18 protein-coding genes are annotated in these 25,614 nt (G+C 51.5%); 12 read left to right on the forward strand and 6 right to left on the reverse strand.

What is annotated here, in order from left to right:
* Position 1 precedes the first annotated feature (1 nt).
* From V7P87_RS10565 to arsJ, 4 genes are all read left to right on the forward strand, one after another.
* Positions 2-1,453 (forward strand): hypothetical protein, encoded by a 1,452-nt coding sequence (locus tag V7P87_RS10565; RefSeq protein ID WP_333797403.1) that lies wholly within the window; start codon positions 2-4, stop codon positions 1,451-1,453.
* An 84-nt stretch (positions 1,454-1,537) separates the two neighbouring features.
* A complete protein-coding gene (locus V7P87_RS10570; RefSeq protein ID WP_333797404.1) occupies positions 1,538-1,906 on the forward strand; it encodes a metalloregulator ArsR/SmtB family transcription factor in 369 nt (122 codons plus the stop codon).
* 28 nt (positions 1,907-1,934) lie between these two features.
* Positions 1,935-2,939, forward strand: a complete 1,005-nt coding sequence (locus V7P87_RS10575; protein WP_333797405.1) for an ArsJ-associated glyceraldehyde-3-phosphate dehydrogenase — start codon at positions 1,935-1,937, stop codon at positions 2,937-2,939.
* A 143-nt stretch (positions 2,940-3,082) separates the two neighbouring features.
* Positions 3,083-4,342, forward strand: a complete 1,260-nt coding sequence (gene arsJ, locus V7P87_RS10580; protein WP_333797406.1) for an organoarsenical effux MFS transporter ArsJ — start codon at positions 3,083-3,085, stop codon at positions 4,340-4,342.
* Between the two features lie 58 nt (positions 4,343-4,400).
* On the opposite strand, the gene V7P87_RS10585 is transcribed toward arsJ, so the two are convergent.
* The 3 genes from V7P87_RS10585 to V7P87_RS10595 form a co-directional block, all read right to left on the reverse strand.
* Positions 4,401-6,308: a hypothetical protein gene (locus tag V7P87_RS10585; protein WP_333797407.1), complete on the reverse strand. Its 1,908-nt coding sequence runs from the start codon at positions 6,306-6,308 to the stop codon at positions 4,401-4,403.
* A gap of 56 nt (positions 6,309-6,364) precedes the next feature.
* Positions 6,365-8,017: a phosphoethanolamine transferase gene (locus tag V7P87_RS10590; RefSeq protein WP_333797408.1), complete on the reverse strand. Its 1,653-nt coding sequence runs from the start codon at positions 8,015-8,017 to the stop codon at positions 6,365-6,367.
* Positions 8,018-8,266: 249 nt separating this feature from the next.
* Positions 8,267-9,268 (reverse strand): LysR family transcriptional regulator, encoded by a 1,002-nt coding sequence (locus tag V7P87_RS10595; RefSeq protein ID WP_333797409.1) that lies wholly within the window; start codon positions 9,266-9,268, stop codon positions 8,267-8,269.
* Between the two features lie 458 nt (positions 9,269-9,726).
* Here V7P87_RS10595 and V7P87_RS10600 point away from each other — a divergent pair, with 458 nt between their 5' ends.
* On the forward strand, positions 9,727-10,596 hold the full coding sequence (locus tag V7P87_RS10600; protein WP_333797410.1) for a DUF6671 family protein: 870 nt from the start codon (positions 9,727-9,729) through the stop codon (positions 10,594-10,596).
* 34 nt (positions 10,597-10,630) lie between these two features.
* Positions 10,631-11,605, forward strand: coding sequence for an L-threonylcarbamoyladenylate synthase (locus V7P87_RS10605; RefSeq protein ID WP_333797411.1), 975 nt, complete (start codon positions 10,631-10,633; stop codon positions 11,603-11,605).
* 39 nt (positions 11,606-11,644) lie between these two features.
* Here the strand turns inward: V7P87_RS10605 and V7P87_RS10610 are convergent, their stop codons facing one another.
* The 3 genes from V7P87_RS10610 to V7P87_RS10620 form a co-directional block, all read right to left on the reverse strand.
* Complete coding sequence (locus V7P87_RS10610; RefSeq protein WP_333797412.1) at positions 11,645-11,896, reverse strand: hypothetical protein; 252 nt, start codon at positions 11,894-11,896, stop codon at positions 11,645-11,647.
* A gap of 169 nt (positions 11,897-12,065) precedes the next feature.
* Complete coding sequence (locus V7P87_RS10615; RefSeq protein WP_333797413.1) at positions 12,066-14,024, reverse strand: methyl-accepting chemotaxis protein; 1,959 nt, start codon at positions 14,022-14,024, stop codon at positions 12,066-12,068.
* A gap of 43 nt (positions 14,025-14,067) precedes the next feature.
* Complete coding sequence (locus V7P87_RS10620; protein WP_333797414.1) at positions 14,068-15,870, reverse strand: ATP-binding protein; 1,803 nt, start codon at positions 15,868-15,870, stop codon at positions 14,068-14,070.
* Between the two features lie 329 nt (positions 15,871-16,199).
* Between V7P87_RS10620 and V7P87_RS10625 the strand changes: the two genes are divergently transcribed.
* The 6 genes from V7P87_RS10625 (at position 16,200) to V7P87_RS10650 (ending at position 25,360) form a co-directional block, all read left to right on the forward strand.
* Positions 16,200-19,931 (forward strand): nitrate reductase subunit alpha, encoded by a 3,732-nt coding sequence (locus tag V7P87_RS10625; RefSeq protein WP_333797415.1) that lies wholly within the window; start codon positions 16,200-16,202, stop codon positions 19,929-19,931.
* A 10-nt stretch (positions 19,932-19,941) separates the two neighbouring features.
* A complete protein-coding gene (gene narH, locus V7P87_RS10630) occupies positions 19,942-21,477 on the forward strand; it encodes a nitrate reductase subunit beta (protein WP_333797416.1) in 1,536 nt (511 codons plus the stop codon).
* Positions 21,478-21,480: 3 nt separating this feature from the next.
* Positions 21,481-22,344, forward strand: a complete 864-nt coding sequence (gene narJ / locus V7P87_RS10635) for a nitrate reductase molybdenum cofactor assembly chaperone (RefSeq protein WP_296299711.1) — start codon at positions 21,481-21,483, stop codon at positions 22,342-22,344.
* A 1-nt stretch (position 22,345) separates the two neighbouring features.
* Positions 22,346-23,050, forward strand: a complete 705-nt coding sequence (gene narI / locus V7P87_RS10640) for a respiratory nitrate reductase subunit gamma (protein ID WP_333797417.1) — start codon at positions 22,346-22,348, stop codon at positions 23,048-23,050.
* 90 nt (positions 23,051-23,140) lie between these two features.
* On the forward strand, positions 23,141-23,917 hold the full coding sequence (locus tag V7P87_RS10645) for a peptidylprolyl isomerase (RefSeq protein ID WP_333797418.1): 777 nt from the start codon (positions 23,141-23,143) through the stop codon (positions 23,915-23,917).
* Positions 23,918-24,142: 225 nt separating this feature from the next.
* Positions 24,143-25,360, forward strand: coding sequence for an alginate export family protein (locus tag V7P87_RS10650; protein WP_333797419.1), 1,218 nt, complete (start codon positions 24,143-24,145; stop codon positions 25,358-25,360).
* The last annotated feature ends 254 nt before the right edge of the window (positions 25,361-25,614 follow it).

Here is a 25,614-nt window from a genome sequence, read left to right on the forward strand (position 1 = left end):
CATGACTACTGTACACAACAGATCAGTGAAAGCGACAACCAGCTCATATCGACAACAGCCTTGGGCACCATTAAAACCAGAGCAGATCAACCAGCAACTGTGGGCAGCACAGCTTGGGTTACAAGGTGCAGAGGGCTTTGTGCCGGTGCCGGTGTCATTAACCCCCTGGCAGCTGAGCACAGAGCAGTTTGCTGCGGCGCAAAAACTGGCGCAATTGCTTGGGCAACTGCAAGCCAAAGCCGCCACGACACCGGACTGGTTATTGGCGCAGACAGAACAACTGGCTAAATCCAACACAGTACCGGGGGAGATTTGGCGCCAGCTTGCGGCTATTAAGCAACAAAGCGGCGGTCAGCTTCATTTACGCAGCCGCAATATCATGCTGAACCGGCATGATTTTTTGCTGGATCAACAGTCAAAGTGGCGCTGGGTCGAATCCAACCCTGTGGCGGCCGGCATGGGGCCGCTTAACGCCGCCTACCTGCAACTACTGCAGCAACATCTGGATGCAACCTTTGCCAGCAACAACGCCACTCAGTTGCAGGCCGCGTTACTGGCACAGGCTGCACAGCAAGCCGCCTTAAAAGCGCAGCCTGGAACAACAGAAGCGCAGCCCGGACCACCAGAAGCGCAGCGCCTGACTCCAGACAGACTTGCAAACACTGCCCTGATGCTCATGGTGGTGGAAGCAAACGAAGATAATATTTTTGACCAGCAACTGCTGTGTCACGAAGTAACGCGCCTAGGGGTGCAGGTACAAAGGGTGACTGTCCCAGAGTTGCAGCAAGCCAGTATCAACCAGCAGCATCAGCTGATTTGGCAGCAGCAAAGGGTGGACTTAATATATTGGCGCACCGGCTATAACCCATCCGCCGAACTTGATCAGCATTTTTGGTTATTCAGGGCCAAACTGGAACAAAGCACTGTGGCACAGTGCCCGACCCTGGCAGGCCAGCTCACTGGCAGCAAATGGTTTCAGCACCGGCTGACCACATTGCTGTTGACAACACCTGAACTTATCGCAGCGCGGTTTGGCCTGACGGCCGCTGAGCTTCGCCTGCTGCAACAAGCCGTAGTGCCCTCTTTTGCCCTTGCTGAGCTGACAACAGCGCAGGCAGTACAACATATTAATCAGGGGTTCTGGTACAAAACCCAGCAGGAAGGCGGTGGCAACGTGGCCCGAGATGAGGCCGCCAAAGCACAGCTGCCAAAGCAGGACTGCGCCGATCTATTGATGGCCCCTATTGATGCACGGGTGCGCACCGAGGCTTTGACCAGCCTGCGCCAGGGCAAAGTGGCGATAAGTTCAAATCATATGACTGAACTGGGTATCTTTACGCTCGGTCTGGATGCCCTTGATGGCGGCTATTTATGCCGCACCAAAGCGGCACAAAGCAGCGAAGGCGGCATCCATCGAGGTGGCGCTGTGCTGGATACAGTCCTGCTGAGCTGAAACAGTGAGTCGCTGCCAATTGACATATGAAATAACACATATATGATAATCCATATATAAATAACCATCAGGATCGCAGGTCGCATGGATACTCCGATCAAACACGAACTGGCACCGGTAGATTTTTTTAAGCTACTGGCGGATGAAACCCGTCTGGCTTCTCTGTTATTGATTGCACAGCAAGGTGAACTTTGTGTCTGTGAACTGACATCGGCGCTTTGTGAATCACAACCAAAAATTTCCCGCCACCTGGCGATGCTCAGAACCAGCAAAGTGCTGCTGGATCGCCGTCAGGGACAATGGGTATTTTACCGGCTGAATCCGGCGCTGCCCGACTGGGCTATCACCACCCTTCAACAGACACAACAACAAAATGCACAATGGCTGCAGCCACTACAGGCCAGGCTGTGCACTATGGGCGACAGGCCGGCGCGTCAAAGCGCCTGCTGCTGAACTTAACCTCAACAGATAGAAGAGCATTATGACCATTAAAGTAGGGATCAACGGTTTTGGCCGTATCGGCCGGTTAGCTTTGCGCGCCGCTTTTGACTGGCCTGAATTTGAATTTGTACAAATTAACGACCCGGCCGGCGACGCCGCCACTTTTGCCCATCTGCTCAATTTTGACTCAGTGCATGGCCGCTGGCAGCATCAGGCGCAGGCTGAGGGCAATACAGTGCTGATTAACGGCAAAATGATTGCGGTCAGCCAGCACAAAAACATCAATGACACCGACTGGTCAGGCTGTGATCTGGTCATTGAATGTTCCGGCAAAATGAAAAGCACAGCTGTGCTTGAGCAGTATCTGGCGCAAGGCGTAAAACGGGTGGTGGTCAGTGCGCCGGTAAAAGAGCCAGGTGTGCTGAATGTAGTGATGGGCGTGAATCATCAGCTTTTTGATGCCGCAAAACACCAGATAGTGACAGCCGCCAGCTGCACCACCAACTGTTTAGCCCCTGTGGTGAAAGTCATTCATGAAAATTTAGGCATCAAACATGGCTCTATCACCACTATTCACGACTTAACCAACACCCAGTCGATTCTGGATACTCCGCACAAAGACTTACGCCGTGCCCGCGCCTGTGGCAGCAGTTTAATTCCAACCACTACAGGTTCAGCCACAGCTATTACCGAAATATTCCCTGAGCTGAAGGGCCGGTTAAATGGCCATGCAGTACGGGTGCCGCTGGCCAACGCGTCGCTGACCGACTGTGTGTTTGAAGTGGAACGCACTACCTCAGCCGAAGAGGTAAATGCTTTACTCAAAGCCGCTGCTGAGGGGGAGCTGAAAAATATCTTAGGATATGAAGAGCGGCCGCTGGTTTCCATTGATTATAAAACCGACCCACGCTCCAGCGTCATTGATGCTTTGTCGACTATGGTGGTGAACGGCACTCAGGTGAAAATTTACGCCTGGTACGACAATGAATGGGGTTACGCCAATCGCACTGTGGAGCTGGCGCGGCTGGTTGGCAGCGCAGCTTAACTTTTTCAACCACAGTGTGCGGGGGATCCGGCTGTCGCTCGCCAGCTCAGAGCTGCCCCTGCCCCGCAGCTGTGTTTTAGCAAAGTGTGTCAAATGGCTGTAACGGCTTAGTTGCAGCTTTACCTGATGACCAGGAAACCACAATGTCTGGACTATCGGCCAGTACCGGCCTGAAACAATATCTGGTGGTCACCGCCAACTACTGGGCTTTTACCCTGACTGACGGTGCGCTGCGCATGTTAATAGTGCTGCACTTTTATCAGCTGGGTTACAGTCCGCTCGCTATTGCCTCATTGTTTTTGTTTTATGAGTTTTTTGGTGTGGTCACCAACTTAGTGGGTGGCTGGCTGGGTGCCCGCATTGGCCTGAATAAAACCATGAATATAGGCCTTGCGCTGCAGGTGCTGGCTCTGGCCATGTTGCTGGTGCCCTCCGGGTTTCTGACTGTGCTTTGGGTGATGGCAGCGCAGGCGCTTTCCGGCATTGCCAAAGATCTCAACAAAATGAGCGCCAAAAGCTCGCTGAAACTGCTGCTGCCGGAAAATGCCCAGGGCGCTTTATACAAATGGGTGGCCATTTTAACCGGCTCAAAAAATGCGCTCAAAGGCGTTGGCTTCTTTTTAGGTGGGCTGTTACTGAGCCTTTATGGTTTTCAGGGCGCAGTGGCGGCCATGGCCGCTGCCCTTGCGCTTATCTGGTTACTGAGTTTAGTGCTACTGAAAAAAGACTTGGGCAAAAGTAGTTTTAAACCCAAGTTTAAAGATTTGTTCTCCAAAAGTGCCGCCATTAACCGGCTGTCGGCAGCGCGGTTATTGTTATTTGGCGCCCGCGATATCTGGTTTGTTATTGCGCTGCCACTGTATTTATCCGGCAACTTTGCCTGGTCACAAACCGAAGTGGGCGCTTTTTTAGCTTGCTGGGTGATTGCTTATGGCGCTGTGCAGGCTTTGGCGCCTGCTTTGACCGGTAGCAAAGCCGGAAGTAAGGCCGGAAGTAAGGCAGGTAAAAACACCGGCAAGGTACCCAACCAGCACACAGCCCTGTTTTGGGCATGTCTGCTTTGTGGCCTGCCGCTGCTGCTAAGCCTTGTGATGCAACAAAGCGCCGCCCCCCTTTGGCTGTTAGTCGGTGGTTTGTTGTTATTTGGCGCTGTCTTTGCGGTGAATTCTTCGTTGCACAGTTACCTGATTGTAAGCATGGCCAGTCGCGACGGCGTGTCGCTCGATGTGGGTTTTTATTATATGGCCAACGCCATGGGCCGGCTGATTGGCACTTTGTTATCCGGCTGGGTGTATCAGGCTTATGGTTTTCACGCTTGCCTTTATCTGTCCAGCGCCTTTTTGCTGGGCACAGTGCTGGTCACCTGGCGTTTAAACACAACACCGCAGGCCAGCTTGCAATAACAGCCTTCTTCAGGGACGCTGCATGGCACTAATGACAACAAGGCCAACAAGGATTGGGCTAAAAACGTTGCTCTACTTTGAGCTGTAGCTCATAAGCATGAACGTCCCGGGCTGGCCCTATGGGTTTTGCCAGATCCAGATGGATCACATTGTCATTGGCCGAGCGTGATGAATAAAAACGCGCCCCAATGCCCACAGAACCAAGCCAGGAGTGCAGCTTGTTTGGTGTTAATAAATCAAGCTGAGCGCTGCTAAACCCCAGCGCCGGATTTGTCATCAAGGGTGCCGGGGACGCGGCCGGATCTGCAGACGAAACGAACCCCAGCGCTCCAACCTTGCCGCCGCCAATACGGCCAGCATCGGCAAAGACCACAAAACCAAGGTCCAACAGCTGATACAAAGTGATGTTGGGGTACCAGCGTAACTCCACTGTGGCCAGAGTGCGGCGCAAACCGTGCAGATACTGCACCGGATAACCCCGAATACCACCATCGGTGCGCACGCCATCTTCACTGCCAAGCGATAGCGGATCGTCCAGTTCATTCTGCCGGCGCTGGTCGTAGCGCAAATGGCTGTAAAGGGCAAAACGCTCAGATAAACGATAAAAATCTTCCATCTCAAGCTTTAATTTAGTTTGATTGCCACTGGCAACCCCGGTTTGCACCGCCAGGCTGCTGCTGAATAACACCAGATGCTGCTGATCGCCAAAACCTTTATTGCTTTGCCATTGCAGGTGATAACCCAGTTGTTTGTCAGGTGCCAGTGCAGAGCGCTGCACACCCAATTTCAGCTGATGACGCCAGCCCATATGAATATCTTCGGTGTGATTAATTAAAAATACATCTGACAGCGTTTGATATTGATGCTGCATATATTCAAAGCCGAGCCAGGGGTATTGATAACGGCGGTTTGGCGGCAGTAGCGCGGTGAGCTGCAGCGGGTTTTCACTAAATTCAAATTTTTGGTCGGTATAACCCAACAACCAACGCCAACTGGTTTGGCTGGAGAACGATAACAAACGGCCGTACACAAGCTCCGTTTCCTGTTGTACTGTTCTGAACTGGTTTTCCAGGCTGTTGTGATGAAAAATCTGCTCCAGCCGATCATCCTGCATCCAGGCCAGCCGCCACATCAGCGGGGCGTCATCGGTATAAAAAGGATGGTTAACACTCACCACCTGTTTTGCACCATCGTCGTTATCGACCCACTCAAACCAGCCATAACTGTGATCTAAACTGTCCCATTCCAGCAAAGACAGCGGAATTTCACTACGAAACTCATAACCCTGACGCAGATAATTCGACTGAAACTTCAAACTGGTGCGTACGCCAAGGCCAAGTAAATTTTCTTCTTTAAAACCAAAAGAATATTTATTGTTACCGCCACTTCGGCTAAATCCCAGTGTGGGCTGCAAACTCCAGGTATCCCAGGTTTCCACCTGAATATTATGGCTGCCGTCGGCATTACATTCGGGCAACACTCTGATTTTGCTGTCTCGCAAATAATTTTTCTGCCGCAATAAACGTTCGGCTTCACTCAGATCCCCGGCATTTATCTGCGCTCCACGACGAAAAGGCAGTTCACGCTTCAGCGCCCAGGCTTTGGAGTTGATATGCAGCCAGTTGGCGATATGGTGTAACCAGAAAGCATTCGGGTCTGTTTCATCAAAAATGGGGTTCACCTGAAAATCAATCTGCCCAACCCTGATGGCCTCCGGCCAGCCAGCACCAGGTTCAGGCTTATCATCTGCTGTGGGCGCTAATCTTGTCAGCAGACACAAATCTTCCAATGTCAGCTCCCTGGGCTTTTTATCATCAGCTAAGGCCGGCACTGCAGCCTCAGCCACAGTGTTTGGGGATTCAGCAGCAACGCCCAACCCAGGCGTCAGCGATAAATAAAATGCCAGGGCGCAGCGAGATAACAAAACCTGCTGCTGTAACACCATCAAACACTGCATAAAGTTCATCGCTACCGCCTTTTACTGCAATTGAATAAAGCCGGCTTCATACAGACTGTTCTGCCTTAGCTAGCCGCCCTGCAACCATCAAAGAGGTCAAGTGCAGGCTGATAAAGCGTGGTCTGCACTGAAAAAGCGCCCAACAGGCTATGAAACAGGTGATCGTGACTGAATGGATTGCTTTTTGCAGCCGCCAGACAGCGCGCATCTAATTTGGCCGCCGCGGCGTAACCAGGGCTCATCCACCACAGCATGGGCACCCGGGTTTGTGCTTGTGGCGCCATAAAATAAGGCAAACCATGTAAATAAACGCCATTTTCACCCAATGACTCACCATGATCAGACAGGTACAGCAGCGCGGCCTGGTAGTGCTGCTGTTGTTGCAACTGCGCTATGACGGACGCCAGTATCCGGTCGGTGGCTACTATGCTGTTGTCATAGGCGTTCACCACTTCACTGCGATCACACAACTGAATTTGTTTATCCTGGCATTCGGGCAAAAACTTTTTGTCCTGGCCTGCACTGCGTTTGAAATATTCAGGGCCATGACTGCCAAGCTGGTGCAGCACAATAATGCGGTCTTCGGAAGTTTGGCGTTCTAACGAGCGTGCAAGGCCGTCCAGCAACACATCATCCAGACATTGGCCATGGCTGCAGCGCTTATCAGGGTGCTGAAATAAAAACTCAGAAGGCACCCGATCGCACACCCCCTTACAGCCGGAATTATTATCAAGCCAGCTGGTGTCGACACCCGTGGCTTGCAGTATATCCAGCACATTGCTGCTGTTTTTGGCGATGGCCTCGTCATAGTTATCCCGGCTCAGGGCCGAAAACATACAAGGCACAGAATGCGCAGTGGCAGTGCCGCAGGCGCTCACCTGGCTAAAACTCAGCACAGGCAACTGGCTTAATAACGGATTGGTCGGACGCGGATAACCATTGAGCTGAAAATGGTCGGCCCTGGCGGTTTCCCCCAGCACCAGCACCAGCAGTTTGGGCTGGCCTGAACTTTTGCTGCGCCGGGCGTCGCCTGCCAGCACCTGAAAGGGTTGTTGTGTCTGGGCTTTGACCGATTTGCTAAGCAGCGAAAGACCGGCAACAACAGGACTGACCGGCAATGCCAGATGTTTTACACTTCTGAAATTACGGAAAAACGAGGCAAACTCGCCATAACGGCTGGCTCCCAGCAGCGTCAGGGCCAGCAGCAGCAACAACAAGGCTGCCGATAAATGTTGATAATAACTGCGCCGGGAAAGACGCTGCACCCGTACCATCACCAGCAGCAGCGGAAATAACATCCACTGCAACAGGTGCAGTAGCAGCGCGCCACTGAGCAGCCCACGCGCTTCGGCCGGATCCGTTTCCAGTGCGTTTTGCAACATGTCTCTGTCAATCAGCACGCCAAAACTCTGGTTAAAATACAGGCTCAGACTGCCGGCAAGAAACAGCAGCAACACCACGGGTTTGAGTAAAGTCGGCTGGGCAAAAATGAACAGCAGCAGCAAATTCAGTAAAAACACCAGCAATAACAAGCTGAGTTGCAGGCCAAGCTGGCCTGGGATCTGCGTTTGTAACGCCGCATAAAAAGGCGCATTGAGCATCAGTGTCATGCCAAGCGCCGCCACCAGCATCAACAACAGCGGGTGCCAGCTTCGTGCCGGCCTTTGTATATCCGGCACCAGCAACACAGGCGTATAACGACGTAAATAACTCAACATCAGGCTACTCCTGCACCAGAGGCGTCACTGAAAAGCAGGTCTTGGAGTAACCTGGATACATCAGAGTGCTGACAGATGATTTGTGGCATAAGCTGACAACCGACGTTTTTACATCACTACAGCCTATAGCCCGATACTTAAAATTAACTTAAATCGGAAATTTATTATCAGCGGGGCTGCAAAAGATTGGCGGATCATAGATTTGCACTGATCCCATCAGCGATACGCTTGGCAGATAGGCTATCTGTTTCAACGCTGCTCAGCCTGCTGCAAACTTTCAGTCGAACGCAAATAATCGAGAAAATGCCGGGCAGTAGCCGACATCGGCTGATCTTTACGCCACACCACAGACCAATGCCGGATGATGGGAAAACCGCTGACCTGCAAAATTCGAAGACCGGACAAATCAGGTGTAGCCAGGTTGGTCTGATGTATATCTGCTGCTAAAGCAGCCACACCTGACGCCGCTGAGGGGGACAACACTTGTGGTATTGCCAGCTGGGATAACACTGCAATGCCAAGCTCGGCCGCAACCGCATGTTTTATTGCTTCGTTACTGCCCAGACTCATCACGACATTGGGTTTAAAATTGTGTGCGCTAAAATACTGCTCGGCCGCCATTCTGGTGCCACTGCCGGGTTCGCGCATTAACCAGCGCTCTTGCGCTAAATCGGCCAGTTGCACTTGTTGTGATGCCAACGGATGGCGGGCTGGTGCAATAATGACCAGCGGATTATCTTGAAAGGCCAGACGCTCCAACGGGATATGCTCAGGCGGCATCATCATCACCGCTAAATCATCCACTCCCTGCATTAAACGCCCAACCACCCTATCTCTGTTTTCAATAGCCAGTTCAATCTCCACGCCCTGATGCGCAGCAGAAAAAGGCCCCAGCAAATCCGGCACAAAATATTCTGCCGTGGTCACAGCGGCAATACGCAAACGGCCACTGACCAAACCATTAATTTCAGCGATCCTGGCTTCAAAACGCTGCCAGCAGGCTGCCACTTCCTGCACCGTTTTATAAAGCTCTTCGCCAGCCTGGGTCAGCCGGATCTGCCGGCCTCTGGTTTCAAACAGGCGCTGACCTGTAGTGGCCGACAACTCACGTAATTGCACAGAAACCGTAGGCTGGCTGACATAAAGCTCCTGTGCTGCTTTTGTCACTGACAATAATCGGGCTGTGGCTTCAAAAGCGCGTAGCTGTTGGGGAGTAATACGGCCAAACCGGGCCAGGGTGGATGCGGGCATAATAAATCACCTGACAAGTAGAATGAGCACAAAACTATAGCTTCAAAGCTATAGATTCAATTAAAACAAAGTATTTTTATTTATGCCTTTACTGTCATAGAGTGCGCACCTTTAGCAAAAGGGGTGTCCAAACGTCATTCCCTGATGGAGTGTCACTATGACGTACAATCCAGCGTGCGCCATTAACAGGTGCCACCAAAGCTCAAGAGCAAACAGCAGCCTAAGGCAGAGCGCTGCAGCAGCACAGGGTCACCTTGGCGTTGCCATGGCCTATAGTATTGGTGATCCGATCACAACAGCGCAGTTACAGTTCCCGCAAGCTGTTCAGGCATCAATCCAACCGCAGTTTATTAATCCGGAAAGCAGTATCAGCACCGGTAAGTTCGCATTTGTTAAAACGCAAAACCTCAGCACTTTTAATGGTGAAGCTGATTTGACTCTGGATCAGGGCCACTAACATGCCCATAACTCAACAAGCAATGCCGGACGCTGGGCAAAGTGCAGCACAAATCCAACAGGCGGCTTTATTAACTAAACATCAGAAGCTGCCGTTGATTGCACCTGCACTGGCCGCTGTTGGCATCAAACTGCAGCTGGCTGAGGGTTTTGACACTGATAGCCTTGGCACCTTCGCCGGCGAAGTGCCCAGGCAGTTAAGCCCGGTCGACTGTGTAAAAACCAAAGCTAAACTTGCCGCCGAGTTAACCGCCTTGCCACTCGGCCTTGGCAGTGAAGGCAGCTTTGGCGGTGGCCCACTGCCTGGACTAGTAAATTGGGATGATGAGTTGTTGTGTTTATATGACGCCAGCAGCGGGCAATTTATGATTGCCCATGCCGCAGGCCCTGTCCCCTTGTCGGCTATTGAAACCGCTGATCTGGCGCAGCTTCGCACCCATATCGAACAACAAGATCCACAACAAGGTTGGATCTGTAGTGCAGACAATCTGCTACTTAAAGGTCTGGTTGGGTTTGATGCGATGCTTGCCGCTTTAACAGAGGCAGGGCTAGTGCTATCAGACAGCGCACTTAGCTGCAAAATCCGGCTGTCTGCGGATTTAAGAGCACATCTTTGCCCGTCGCGCCGGCTTTATATTCAGCAGGCGGCAGTGCAACTGGCCGCTAGATTACAATCACGCTGCCCTAAGTGTGCTGCACCCGACTTTTGGCGCAGTGGCGCCGATCAGGGCCTGCCCTGCGCGGCCTGCCACTACCCAACACAAAAAATAAAAACTTACCACAAAAGCTGTAGCTGCTGCGGCCACACCGAGTCTGAAGCAGTGCAGCAAACTTTTGCCGACCCTGCACATTGTCCGCTTTGTAACCCCTGAATCCCAGGACAGCCTGATTTACCGGAGATAAAACTTGCCAACAACTTTATTGTTAGCCTCAGACAGCGGCGAGCATCTTTGCACCGCCGGCCTGATATTAAAACAAGGCGGCCTGGTGGCTGTACCTACTGAGACCGTTTATGGTTTGGCGGCCGATGCCTGTAACCCAGAAGCGGTCAGGAAAATTTTTGCCGCCAAAGGCCGGCCTGCCGATCACCCCTTAATAGTACATTTGCCTGACGTCAGCGCCCTCGCTGACTGGGCCAAAGATATTCCGGCTGAAGCCTATCAATTGGCCGAGGCGTTCTGGCCCGGTCCTTTAACTTTGTTGCTGAAAAAAGCCGACCATGTTGACCCAGTGCTGACCGGGGGTTTAGACAGCATAGGGCTCAGAGTGCCGGCACATCCGGTACTGCTGCAATTATTAAATACCGAACAAATGGCGGTAGCCGCACCTTCAGCCAATCCCTATAAAAAACTGAGCCCGACCAGCGCAGCACAAGTGATGGCGACTATGGCCGGCAAGATTGATGCGGTACTGGACGGTGGTGACTGCGAACTGGGTCTGGAGTCGACCATTGTCAGCCTGCTCGGTGCTGACATCCAGATACTGCGCGCCGGGCCCGTTGGCCAGGCTGAACTTGAACAGCTGTTGGGTCAGAGGGTCGCTTGTCCAGCGCAGCATCAGGTGAAAGTGTCGGGCAACGTCGCGGCGCATTATCAGCCAGAAACCACTTTATTAAGGGTCAGTCGTGATGAGTTGGCGCAGAAACTTACCAACACAACACAGAAAATAGCGGTGCTGGCGCTCAGCCCCTTACCATTAACAGTGACGCCCCATTGGCACTGCCAGATGCCAAATGATGCACGCCAATACGGTAAGCTGTTGTACAAACAACTCTATGCTGCCGACCAGGCCGGGGCAGAGCTTATTTTGGTCGAATCCCCGCCAGGGGACTCGCCATGGCTTGCTGTGCACAACCGTTTAATGCGTGCAGCCAGCGCTTAGCAACATCGGCAAAAAACTGAGCTCTGCGGGCTCAACGGACTATGGCTCAGGTGTAGTTTGGGATTGCGTTTTGGCTGGCTCGACCGCTTGCGGCAGTTCCAGCTGCAATATTGCCAGCTGGCGTTTTAACTGCTGCAGGTTATCCAGCAGCCGCTGCTCAATAAACTGCAGTTTTAACGCAGGGTCCGTAATGGCATCGAGCTCAGAGGCCAAACGGCGCAGTCTTTGTTGCTGTAGCTCATTCTGATAAACAACAGTTTGCAGCTTGTTCTGTGGACTGGAGTACGGCATCAATACACTCCGCAAAATTGGCTTTGCAATAACAATACAAAGCCTATGGTTATTGTTTGCTCAGTGTCAGCGATAAGCAACCACCTGCCAATGCCCAAAAATAGGTAGCAGCTTGCAACAGTCAATGCGACCAAGCGGCCTCTGTTGTGAGCGCCTGTCCGGCCAAGCTTCAGGCCAGCCGGAAACGGGCCACCATATCCTGCAACGAGCCGGCCAGACGCGCCAGCTCACGTGCTGTCGCTGCTGTTTGTTCAGCGCCGGCGCTGGTTTGCACTGACACATCGCTGATGCGGATAATATTCTGGTTAATTTCTTCCGCTACTGTGCTTTGCTCTTCTGCGGCCGAGGCTATCTGGGTGGTTTTATCATTAATCGCCACTATGCCTTCGAGCACGGCTTCCAATAAATGGCCGGTCGCATGAATGTTTTCCGCACCCTGACCTGCCTGATGCAAACTCAGCTGCATATCGGCTGAGGCCTGCTCTGTGCTTTGTTGCAGGGTTTCAATCATGCTGCGAATATCCACAGTAGATTGTTGGGTGCGCTGCGCCAAATGCCGCACTTCGTCGGCCACCACAGCAAAACCCCGGCCTTGCTCACCGGCTCTGGCCGCTTCGATAGCGGCGTTGAGCGCCAGTAAGTTGGTTTGTTCTGCAATACCGCGGATCACCTCCAGCACAGTGTTAATCGACTGGCTGTGGCTTTTTACCTGCACAATAGTGTTATTGGTGCTTTGCACCTGATTGGAAAGCTTTCCAATTAAATCAATAGTTTGATGTAACTCTGTCAGGCCTTTTTCCGCGTGTTGATGTACTGCACTGGCTTCCCCTGCCGCTTCTGCTGTGCTGCTGGCCACGTCTCTGACTGTGGCGCTCATTTCATGCATAGCGGTAGCCGCCAGTTCAGTGTCCTGCTGCTGTTGCATAACCCCTTTGCTGGTTTGCACCGTCACTGCAGACGCCTGCTCAGCGGCTGCTGCCACCTGATGCACAGCTGAATCAATTTGCTGCAGCACCTGATGCAGCTCATCAGCCACCTGATTAATGCCTTTGGCAATATGGCCAAATTCATCATGGCTCTGGTATTGCACCCGGGCTGTTAAATCGCGTGCGGCCAGCTTGGCCATGGCATCATCAATTCTGGCCACGGCATTTTTAATATTTTTAATCACGGCAAAAGCCAGCCACAGCACAAACACCAGCACCAACAGATTTGACAGCAAAGCCAACCATAAAGCGCTTTGACTTTGCTGATACACTGCTGCAGCCGCTTTGGCGGTGTGGGTTAATAACTGGTTTTGCAGGGCTACCAGCTTATCAATACGCTGGCTGGCTAACTCAAACCAGCGGCCACTGTCCACCTCAAGTTTGGTGTTAATGGGCGTCTGAAACACCAGCTGCTGCAGGCTTTTAAACTCGGCACTGTCGGCTTCTGCCAGGGCAGCTTTGATGGACTGCTGCTCAGCACCACTTTGCCTTAATACATTTTCCTGAAACGCAATAAAAGCGCCGAGGTTAGTGCTGACCCGGCTTAATAAGTCGCCGTCCAACTGCTGCTGATTAAACACCAGCCCGAGCAAAGCGCGTTCACGCCCGGCACGCTCGATCATTTCCATCAGCTGGTTCATGACCGCCAACTGACGTGCCATCTCAAGATGGGATAACTGCTGCTCGGCCTGATGACTGAGCGCCAGCAACAGGCTTATCAACTGGGTATAACGGGCAGCCGACTCAGTATTTTTAATTTGCTGTTTGTCCACCTCTTGCCGAAGGGGTGTCAGCGCCGCTAACTGCTGCTGAGCCTGCTTGAGTCGCTCATCTTTTAACTGCAAAAAAGCGCTGAGGCTACGGTCGCTGTCACTGCGGGCTTTTTGCATTTTGTCGGCAAACTTTGTGCCTTTACTGCCCAAAAACACACCGCTGCTGCCACGCTCGGTTTGCAGGCTATTCACCAGCGCCCCCACCACCAGGGTTTGTTGCACCCTTTGCTCAACCTCGGCCGCCACTTGCAGCGCCTGATATTGCACCAACATATGTTGGCTCACAAACCAGAACAAAAATACCAAAGGCAAAGCCAACAATAACAGCAGCTTATTTTGCATTGGCCAGTTACGGATCATCGCTTGCATTAAACTCTCCTTAAAAAAGCCGCAGCAAGCGGCCAAAAGTCTGTTATTCAACCTCTGCCGGTTGTTGTTGCAGATATTCAGGGGTAAAACTGAAATACACCCCGGTGCCGCCCTGCTCGCGGCGACGGATCTGAATTTCTCCGCCCAGCTGTTTGCTGCGCTCCTGCATAATGGCCAGGCCATAATGGTTCAGTTTTTCGGCATTTTGTGTGATGCCCACACCATTGTCTTCAATGGCTAAATCAATAGCTTTCCCCTGTTGCTGTGCCAGCCGGATCCGCACTTCAGAACCTTGACTGTGATGCACCGCATTCTGGCTGGCTTCACGCACTATTTGCAGTAAATGAATTTCTTCCTGCGGCTGTAGCGGTGTGTTGGTCAGCTGATAGTCCAGCAAAAACTTCATACCGGATTGTTCTGACAGCTGGGTTGCAGTGAGCTGCAGCGCCTGCTGCAAGCCGCCACCGTCCATTTTTAACCTGAAGGTGGTCAGCAATTCCCGCAGTTGTCGGTAAGCGGCATCCAGACCGTGTTTCAGCTCAGCCGACACATCCTGCATACTGGCTTTATCATCTGTGCTGATGGCTTTATTCAGCCGGCTCACCTGAATTTTTAAATAAGAAAGCGCCTGGGCTAAAGAATCATGCAGCTCGCGGGCAATCACAGTGCGCTCCTGCATCAATGCCAGCCGGCGGGCCTGCTCAGCTTCAGATTTTAAACTCATCGCCACCGCCAGCTGATCGGCCACAGTACTGAGCAGTTGTTGTTGCCACTCTGCCAATTTTTTATCCATGCTACTGCGGGCGATGAGCACTCCATACTGCTGATGATCCCTTCTGAGCTGATACCGGTATAACAGCTGATCGTCACGGCGCATGCCATGGCTGGGGGCTTCAATACATTCATGGCAACTGGCGCGGCCGCAGGCGTCTTGCTCAGCGTCAGCCGGTTGCAGCTGTAAATAAGGCTGGCTGCCCTGCTCAGTGATCAAACAAAGTTCAATATCCCGGATTTGTGTCACCTGCTGTAGCCGATCCACCAGCAAATTTAATTGCTGCCGGTCCGGTACCTGCTGGTTAAAACTGCGCGCCATCTCATATAAAAACTGCAGTTTGGTATTGCTTTGCTGTAGTGCTGCCGTTTGTTCATCCACCCGTTTTTCCAGATTGCCGTACATATAAGCAATGGCGTCACTCATTTTATTCAGGGTACCGGCCAGCACCCCCAGCTCATCCGGCTGGTCGGCGGCAAGGCGCGAGGTAAAGTCGCCCTGACCGATGCGCCGCGCGGCGCGGGTTAGCTCCGACAACGGCTGCTCTACTCTGGATTTGAGCCAGTACATCACCACCATCGCCAGCATCACTGTTAAAAACAGCGCCACCACCTGCACTAAACGTAAAGCCCGCACTTTTTGCTCGGCGTCCTGCTGAATACTGCTGACCAGCTGCTCTAACATGGCTACATGGCTGGTTAATGCACTGCTTAATTCGTCGGCGCTCAGTTTGCCTGCGCTGATTTTAGGGCTCAGTTCCAGCCAGTTGTGACGGGCCAGCCGGAAAGCCTCACTCAGGGCCCGTTTTTCATGTTTCATCCGGTAAAACACCGGATGTTGCCAGCTGTCCAGCAACTTTTGCTGTGCTTCGGCCAGCTCCTGCGGTTTTTGTTGTTGACTCAACAGCGCCACTTTATAGGTTTGCATCCGCAGTGAACCCGCCACATTAATGGCCAGCGCATCACTGTCGGCTTTTTCCGATAACCAGTAGGAAATCAGCATGGTACTGAGTGCCATCGCCACTATGCAGGATAGGGCAACGCCAATCCGCGTCACAATTGAAAATTTTTTCATCATTTAATCCGCAATGAAGCCAGGCACAGCATATGCTTTTTTGCCCTGTGAAAAGCTGCGCAAGTGAGCTACCCCTTTTACCCCGACCGCCTCAAGTCAGCGAACAGACCTGAAAACTGGCAGCAAAGTTTACATTTTTATTCAATCACTTAGTGAAATTTCACTCTACCTCTTTAGGGGTAGCTCGGCGTCATTTTACCCATTTTCATGCCATAGCAAGCTTGTGCCAGATCAATCATCATTCGCCCAACATTCTTATAGTGTTCAGAAGTTAAGCAGACAAGGTTGTTGCAGATGCAAGTGCAGCAACCAGCGCCAGGAGTAAACCGATGAGTCATCTTCTCGACAAATTGCGGTTTTTTAAAACCCGCAAAACGCCATTTTCCGACGGACATGGCATAACCACCAACGAAGACAGAACCTGGGAACAGGGTTACCGGCAACGCTGGCAACACGACAAGATTGTGCGCTCCACCCACGGGGTGAACTGTACCGGTTCTTGTAGCTGGAAAATTTATGTGAAAGATGGTCTGGTGACCTGGGAAACCCAGCAAACCGACTATCCACGCACCAGACCCGACTTACCCAACCACGAACCCCGCGGTTGCCCAAGGGGCGCCAGTTATTCCTGGTATATCTATAGCGCGAACCGGCTGAAATATCCAAAAGTGCGTCAAAGCCTGATGAAGTTATGGCGTGAAGCCAAAGCTATTCATAAAGATCCGGTGTTGGCCTGGCAATCTATTATCAACGACCCGGCCAAAGCCAAAAGTTACAAAGAGCGCCGTGGTTTAGGTGGTTTTGTTCGCGCCAGCTGGGACGAAGTCAATGAGTTGATTGCCGCAGCCAATGTGCATACCGCCAAAACTTATGGCCCGGACCGTGTCACTGGTTTTTCGCCAATTCCGGCCATGTCGATGGTGTCTTACGCCGCCGGCGCCCGTTATTTGTCATTAATTGGCGGTAACTGTTTAAGTTTTTATGACTGGTATTGTGACTTACCCCCTTCTTCACCTCAGGTCTGGGGTGAACAAACCGACGTGCCTGAATCGGCCGACTGGTACAACTCCAACTACATCATTGTTTGGGGCTCGAACGTGCCACAAACACGCACCCCGGACGCGCACTTTTTAACTGAAGTCCGTTACAAAGGCACCAAAACCTGTGTCATTACCTCAGATTATTCTGAAGCATCGAAGTTTGGTGATACCTGGCTGGCACCGCGTCAGGGCACAGACGCCGCCCTTGCCATGGCATTTGGTCATGTGATTTTAAAAGAATTCCATGTCAATAACCCAAGTAGCTATTTTACCGATTATGTACGTCGCTATACCGATATGCCGATGTTGGTCATTCTGGAAGAAAACGACGGAAAACTGGGCCAGGGCCGTTTCCTGCGGGCAGCCGATCTGGTGGACAATCTAGGTGAAAACAATAACCCAGACTGGAAAACCATAGCGCTGGACAACAAAACCGGCAAACTGACCAGCCCGAACGGTGCCATTGGTTATCGCTGGGGCCAGAATACCGACCAGCCTGGTAAATGGAACTTAGAGCAAAAAGACAAAAACGGTGATATTGAGCTGGCATTGAGCTTAAAAGACAACAATGACGGTTTAGTCGATGTTGCTTTCCCGTATTTTGGTGGTGCGCCGCACGAATACAAATACTTCCAGCACACAGCGCATGACGATATTCAGCTGCGTAAAGTGCCGGCGAAAAAAGTACAGCTCGCCGACGGCAGCACTGCGCTGGTGGCCACAGTCTATGACTTAACACTGGCGCACTATGGTGTGGATAACGGTATTGGCGATGCTAACCGTGCCCAGAGTTACAACGACAATGTGCCTTATACCCCGGCCTGGCAGGAAGCCATCACCGGCGTCAAACCTGAAGATGTGATTCGGATAGCCACTGAGTTTGGCCGTAACGCCGATAAAACCCGTGGCCGCTCTATGGTCATTGTAGGTGCTGCTCTGAACCACTGGTATCACATGGATATGAACTACCGGGGCCTCATCAACATGTTGATGATGTGTGGTTGTATCGGTCAGAGTGGCGGCGGCTGGGCACATTATGTCGGTCAGGAAAAACTGCGGCCACAAACCGGCTGGGCACCTTTGGCTTTTGCCACCGACTGGCAAAAACCACCGCGTCATATGAACGGTACTTCATTCTTTTATAACCACTCCAGCCAGTGGCGTTATGAAAAACTGGATATGGCGGAAGTGGTGTCACCTCTTGCCAATAAAGAAAAATGGACTGGCTCTATTATCGACTTTAACGCCCGCGCCGAACGCATGGGCTGGTTACCTTCTGCACCTCAACTTGGTGTAAACCCACTGTTTATTGCCGGCAAAGCCAAAGCGGCAGGCATGGAGATTAAAGATTATCTGCTTGGTGAGCTCACCAGCCACAACATTAAATTTGCCTGTGAAGAACCGGAAAATCCGCAGAACTTCCCACGCAATATGTTTATCTGGCGCTCTAATTTGCTTGGCTCATCCGGTAAAGGCCATGAATATATGCTGCGCCATTTACTGGGCACCAAACATGGTTTGCTGGGTAAAGATTTAGGCGGTTTTGGTGGTAAAAAACCGGAAGACGTGCAGTGGACCGACAGTCCGGCCGAAGGCAAAGTGGATTTATGGGTGACTTTGGATTTTCGGATGTCCACCACCTGTCTGTATTCTGACATCGTTCTGCCAACCGCCACCTGGTATGAAAAAGACGATATGAATACTTCGGATATGCATCCTTTTATTCATCCGTTGTCAGCCGCTATTGACCCTGTGTGGGAAGCGCGCAGCGACTGGGAAATTTTTAAAGGCATTGCCAAAGAATTCTCCCGCGTTTGTGTTGGCCACTTAGGGGTAGAAACCGACGTGGTGACCACGCCCATGCACCATGACACCCCGGCCGAATTGGCCCAGCCATATGGCGTCAAAGCCTGGTGGAAAGGTGAATGTGCCGCTGTGCCTGGTGTCACCATGCCACACTTAAATGTGGTGGAGCGTGATTATCCCAATACTTATCAGCGCTTTACCTCTGTTGGCCCATTGCTGGAAAAAACCGGTAACGGCGGTAAAGGCATCGGCTGGGATACCAAAAATGAAGTGCATTTCCTCAAAGAGCTGAACCGCACTCACACCGCTGAAGGCGCGAACAAAGGCCTGGCCAAAATTGAATCGGCCATTGACGCCTGTGAAGTGATTTTAACGCTGGCGCCTGAGACCAATGGTCAGGTGGCGGTTAAAGCCTGGGACGCCCTTGGCAAAATTACCGGCCGTGACCATCGCCATCTGGCGCTCAACAAAGAAGATGAAAAAATCCGCTGGCGCGACATTGTGGCCCAGCCACGCAAGATCATCTCCTCCCCCACCTGGTCAGGTCTGGAAGATGAACATGTGTCTTACAACGCCGGTTACACCAATGTGCATGAGCTGATCCCATGGCGCACCATCACAGGCCGTCAGCAGTTTTATCAGGATCACGAGTGGATGCGCGATTTTGGCGAACAACAATGTGCGTACAAACCGCCTATCAACTTAAAAACTGTGGCCCCTGTGCTGAATAAAAAGCCCAATGGCAACACCGAAATAGTGCTGAACTGGATCACCCCACACCAAAAATGGGGCATTCATAGTACTTATTCCGACAACCTGCTGATGCTGACCTTGTCACGTGGTGGCCCTATCGTCTGGCTCAGTGAAATTGACGCCAAAGCGGCGGGCATTGAAGACAACGACTGGATCGAAATTTTTAACGTCAACGGTGCCATCGCCGCCCGTGCCGTGGTGTCGCAGCGGGTGCCGGAAGGTATGAGCATGATGTATCACGCACAGGAACGGATAGTGAACGTGCCAGGCAGTGAAACCACAGGAACCCGCGGTGGTATTCACAACTCTGTGACCCGCGCAGTGATGAAACCCACCCATATGATCGGCGGTTATGCCCAGCAATCTTATGGCTTTAACTATTACGGCACTGTGGGGTGTAACCGCGATGAGTTTGTCATCGTCCGTAAGATGAACAAAGTCGACTGGCTGGACACCCAATAGGAGTAGCATGATGAAAGTACGCGCACAAATAGGCATGGTATTAAATCTCGACAAGTGCATAGGCTGTCATACCTGCTCCATTACCTGTAAAAACGTCTGGACTTCACGCGAAGGTGTGGAATACGCCTGGTTTAACAACGTCGAAACCAAACCTGGTATTGGTTTTCCGAAAGAATGGGAAAACCAGCAAAAATGGAACGGTGGCTGGGTCAAAAACGCCAAAGGCGAGCTGGAGTTAAAAATTGGCGGCAAACGCCGGGTGCTGGCGAATATTTTCGCTAACCCGGATTTACCGGAAATTGACGACTACTACGAACCTTTTGATTTTGACTACCAGCACCTGCATACCGCCAAAGACAGTCAACATCAGCCGGTGGCAAGACCAAGGTCGCTGATCAGCGGTCAGCGCATGGAAAAAATTGAATGGGGCCCAAACTGGGAAGAAATTCTTGGTACTGAGTTTGCCAAACGCAAAAAAGATCAGAACTTTAATGAAGTAGTGCAAAAAGACATCTACGGTCAGTTTGAAAAAACGTTCATGATGTATTTGCCACGGCTTTGTGAGCACTGTCTGAATCCGGCTTGTGTGGCGGCTTGCCCAAGTGGCGCTATCTACAAACGCGAAGAAGACGGCATAGTACTGATTGATCAGGACAAATGTCGTGGCTGGCGCATGTGTGTATCGGCCTGCCCTTACAAAAAAATCTATTACAACTGGAAAACCGGTAAATCAGAAAAATGTACTTTCTGCTTCCCGCGGATTGAAGCAGGTCAACCGACTGTCTGCTCTGAAACCTGTGTTGGTCGTATCCGTTATTTAGGCGTGCTGCTTTACGACGCCGACAAAATTTCGGCCGCTGCCAGTGTGGCCAACGAGCAGGATTTATATCAGGCGCAGCTGGATATCTTTTTAGATCCAAAAGATCCCAAAGTGATTGCCGCTGCCCGTGCTGAAGGCATTCCGGATAACTGGATCAATGCCGCCCAGCAAAGCCCTGTTTATATGATGGCAATGGAGTGGAAAGTGGCGCTGCCACTGCACCCAGAGTATCGCACCCTGCCAATGGTTTGGTATGTGCCGCCACTGTCACCTATTCAAAGTGCAGTGCAGGCTGGCCATGTCGGTATGAATGGTGAAATTCCGGATCTGAAATCTTTACGTATTCCGCTGCGTTATCTGGCCAATATGCTGACCGCCGGTGATGAAAAACCTGTGGTCAGAGCGCTGGAGCGCATGATTGCAATGCGCGCTTTTAAACGTGCACAGCAAGTAGACGGTGTGGAAGATCTGGCCGTGCTGAAACAGGTCGGGCTGACAGCGCTGCAGGTGGAAGAAATGTACCGTTATATGGCACTGGCCAACTACGAAGACAGGTTTGTCATTCCAACCAGCCACCGCGCTTATGCCGAAAATGCCTATGACTTAAAAAGCAGCTGTGGTTTTAGCTTTGGCAATGGTTGTGGTGATGGCAATAACGACGTCAGCCTGTTTGGCACCAAGGCCAAAGGGGTACGTCAGGTGATCCCAGTTGAGTTGAAGGATTAAAACATGAAAATTTTACAGGTTTTATCTTTATTACTGGATTACCCCACCGAACTTTTGCATGACAGCAAAGAAGACTTGCTGGCGCTGATACAAAGCGCCGGTCTGTCGGCTGCCAACCAACAGGCGCTCTGTGACTTTGTCACAGCGCGCCTGGATGGCGATTTAATGGACTGGCAGGCCGATTATGACGGCCTGTTTGAACGCGGCCGCTCTTTGTCTTTATTGTTGTTTGAACATGTGCATGGCGAGTCACGCGACCGCGGCCAGGCCATGGTCAATCTGCAAAACCAATATAAAGAAGCCGGTTTAGACATTGGCCAAAAAGAGCTGCCGGATTATCTGCCGCTTTATTTAGAGTTTTTGTCGACTCAGGGCGATGACAACGCCCGTTATGGTTTGCAGGAAGTTGCACCTGTGCTGGCGCTGTTGACAGCCCGGTTGCAAAAACGCCAAAGCAACTATGCCGCGCTGTTTATCGCTTTGCTGGAGCTGTCGGATACCGATATCGATTTGTCGGATATTCAGGCGCAAATTGCCACTGAAGAGCGGGACGATACACCCAAGGCGCTCGACAAAGTCTGGGAAGAAGAAATGGTGACTTTCCTTGGCAATGAGCAGCAAAACGGCGCCTGTGCCAGCAGTGTGTCACGCCCAACTGAGCAACAACGTAAAGATCAGTATGTACCGCTCAATACCGAATTGCTGGCTACTGACAGGCTTGCTGCTGACAGGCTGGCCACAGAGGCTGGCGTGTTAGCGCAGCAAGCCCAAGTTGTTGATAAAGATGCACTGGCCGCAGAGATTTTTGCCCATGCTGCGGCCAACCAAAAAGCTGCGGCCCAAAGCGCTGCAGCAAAAGGAGTATGATATGACCGCCTTTACCCCTTCCATTTTTGACAGTTTTGCCTTTGGCATTTACCCCTATATTGCCATGGCCATTATGTTTATCGGCAGCTGGATCCGTTACGACCGTGAACAATACACCTGGAAAACCAGCTCCAGCCAGATCATGGAGAAAAAGCAGCTGCGAAAAGGCAGTATTGCCTTTCATATTGGTGTGATTGCCATCTTTTTTGGCCATTTTGCCGGTTTGCTGATGCCCAAATCTGTTTGGCATTTGCTGGGTATTACCACTGAAATGAAACAGCTGATTGCGATGGGTGTCGGTGGTTTTTTTGGTCTGATTTGTTTTTACGGTCTGACCATTTTAATTATCCGCCGACTGAATAACCCAAGGGTGCGCGCCAATTCCAGCACCATGGATATCGCCATTTTACTGCTGCTGTACGCACAACTGATTTTGGGTTTGTTGTCGATTTTTGTCTCTATGGGGCACTTGGACGGCGCCGAAATGTTAAAGCTGATGACCTGGGCACAAAGCACCATGACCTTCCAGAGTGCAGCAGCTGTAGAAGCCATCTCTGGTGTGCACTGGATTTTTAAAGCCCACGTGTTTTTAGGCATGACACTGTTTGTGTTGTTCCCGTTCAGCCGTCTGGTGCATATGCTGAGCGTGCCGGTGCAATATTTCCGCCGCCAGCATCAGATTGTCCGCCAGCGTTTTGTACGTTAAGCCCTTGCTGTTCTGCCACCGTTTTGGCCGCAACTGCTGTATCCACCGAGACAGGTTGTTGCTGCCAAAGCGGTTTTTTCGGAGAAAATGATGATTATTGTCAATGAAGTACAAATTCCGGAACACGCCATTATGGCGGAAATGCAATACCATCCGGCGGCAGAAAAACGCACCGCTATGCTCAAAGCTGCTGAAAGCCTGATTATTGCGGAGCTTCTGAAACAAAGAGCATTGGCACTTGGTCTGGCCGATGCAAGCGAGCTGCAGGATCTGAATCCACAGTCACAGGATTTAGTGCTGGATAAACTGCTGCAACAGGAAGTGCAGATACCACAGGCCAGCGGCGCTGAATGTTTGCATTATTACCAGCAAAATCCACAGCGTTTTGTCACCTCACCTTTGATTGAAGTGCGGCATATGTTATTACCAGCCGCGCCGGACAGTGACGCTGAACGCGCTAAAACCAAACAACTGGCCGAAGCTATTTTGCTGGAGCTGAACCAGGCTGGCGATTTTGCCAAACTTGCTGCCAATTATTCGGTGTGCAGCAGTAAAGACAATGGCGGTTTATTAGGCCAAATCAGCAAAGGCCAGACAGTGCCGGAATTTGAACGTCAGGTATTTAAAGCCAAACCGGGTTTAATTCCCTATCCGGTGGAAAGCCGTTTTGGTTTGCATGTAGTGGATGTACTGCGCCGGATTGAAGGCGATCTGTTGCCTTATGACGCAGTGGAAAACCGGATCCGCGATTATCTGAACGAAAAAGTAAAACGCAAAGCCATAGCCCATTATATTCAGAACCTGATTGGGCAAGCGCAGATTGAAGGTTATGACTTTGCATTCAGTGGCTCGCCGCTGATGCAATAGCAGCATTTATCACAGCATTTTGTAGCCATCATAAAACTCACCGCCTTCTGGCCACAGTCGGCGGTTTTTTTATCCGTACATGACTGCTTTACCCCTTTGGGGCCTGATAAGTACCTCCAATAGCACCCAACTACCCAACAGATAGTAACCATTTCATTTTATTCATGTTTTTACATAAAGACCTTATAATTTCCATGCTTTTTAGCCGCCTCGATGAAGGAAATTATGAAAAAAGCCAACTCAGTTTTACTCACCCCTGTTTCTTTGCTCGCCCTGACCTTAACCAGCCTTTTCCTGCCCGCAGCTTATGCCACCAACAGCGCTGCCGCCGATGCGCTAAAACAAAGCAGCGTCAGCGCCCAGTTTCGCTACCGGCTGGAAAATGTTGATGAAGACAAAGCACTACACAATGCCACAGCCTCAACCTTAAGAAGCCGCCTGACACTCAATACCGGCAGCTGGCTCAACAGCAAAGCCTTGCTGGAAATTGACAATGTCAGCAGCATTGGTGGCGAAAGATACAACAGCACCGTCAATGGCCATGGTCATTATTCGGTGGTAGCCGACCCAACCGGCACTGATATTAATCAGGCTGCTGTGATAATAAGCCCCAACCAGGATGCCCAATTCACCCTGGGTCGCCAGCGTATTAACCTTGCAAATCAACGCTTTATCGGCAGTGTTGGCTGGCGGCAAAATGAACAGACTTTTGATGGTGTACGTTATAGCCAAAAAGTGGCAGGCAACTGGCAACTGGATCTTGCCACTTTGCACAATGCCAACAGAGTGTTTGGCCCCAAAGGCAGCGCTGCCGACTTACACGGCCGTTTTAATCTGGCCACGCTGAACTGGCAGTTGCTACCAACACAGCAGCTGAGCGCTTTTGTGTATGACTTAGATTTTGACACGCTGCAAGCACGTGACAGCAGCACCCAGGGGCTTGATTACAGCGGCAACCTGAGTGCTTTCCCCAAATTCAAATGGCAACTGGCATTGGCCAGCCAAAAAGACGCCCATCAAGCGCCTGTTGATTTAAGCCACTATTATCACCGCATCGACTTGAGCTATAACTTCGGTCCCTTTACCGGCAAGGTATGGCAGGAACGGCTGGCAGGCGACGGTAAAACCGCCTTCCAAACCCCTTTTGCCACCCTGCATGCTTTTGACGGTTTTGCCGATTTATTCCTGACCACGCCAAATCAGGGTGTACGCGACAATGCGCTGGAATTCAGCCTGCCGCTGAACAGCACAAAACTGGCGGTGAGCTATCACCAATACGACAGCGACGCGGGCAGTCAACAGCTTGGATCTGAAGTGAATGCCACCTTGGCCTGGGATCCGACGCCTCAACTGAATCTGCTGGTGAAACTGGCACAATACAACGCCGACAACCATGCCGTAGACACCACCAAAGTCTGGTTTATGGCAAGTTTCAACCTGTAAATTTCTTCTCGGCCCGACCTCCACGTCGGTTTTTTGCAGCGCCATCCAGAGGGTTCCGGATGGCGTCTTTTTTATCTATCAGCGCAAACGCCACCCCAACTCCAACCCCCAAATCCCCCTGTTTTGGCCTTTACCTCTGTTGGGGTAACAACCACAGCAACCATGCCGCCTGCAGCCGGACAGGCTTTTTAACCACCGAAAAACATTGATCCAGATCAAAGTCCGCCCGGGAGCAGAACCTAAGCTAACACCAT

The organism is Rheinheimera sp., assembly GCF_036782235.1.
Classification (GTDB): Bacteria; Pseudomonadota; Gammaproteobacteria; order Enterobacterales; family Alteromonadaceae; genus Pararheinheimera.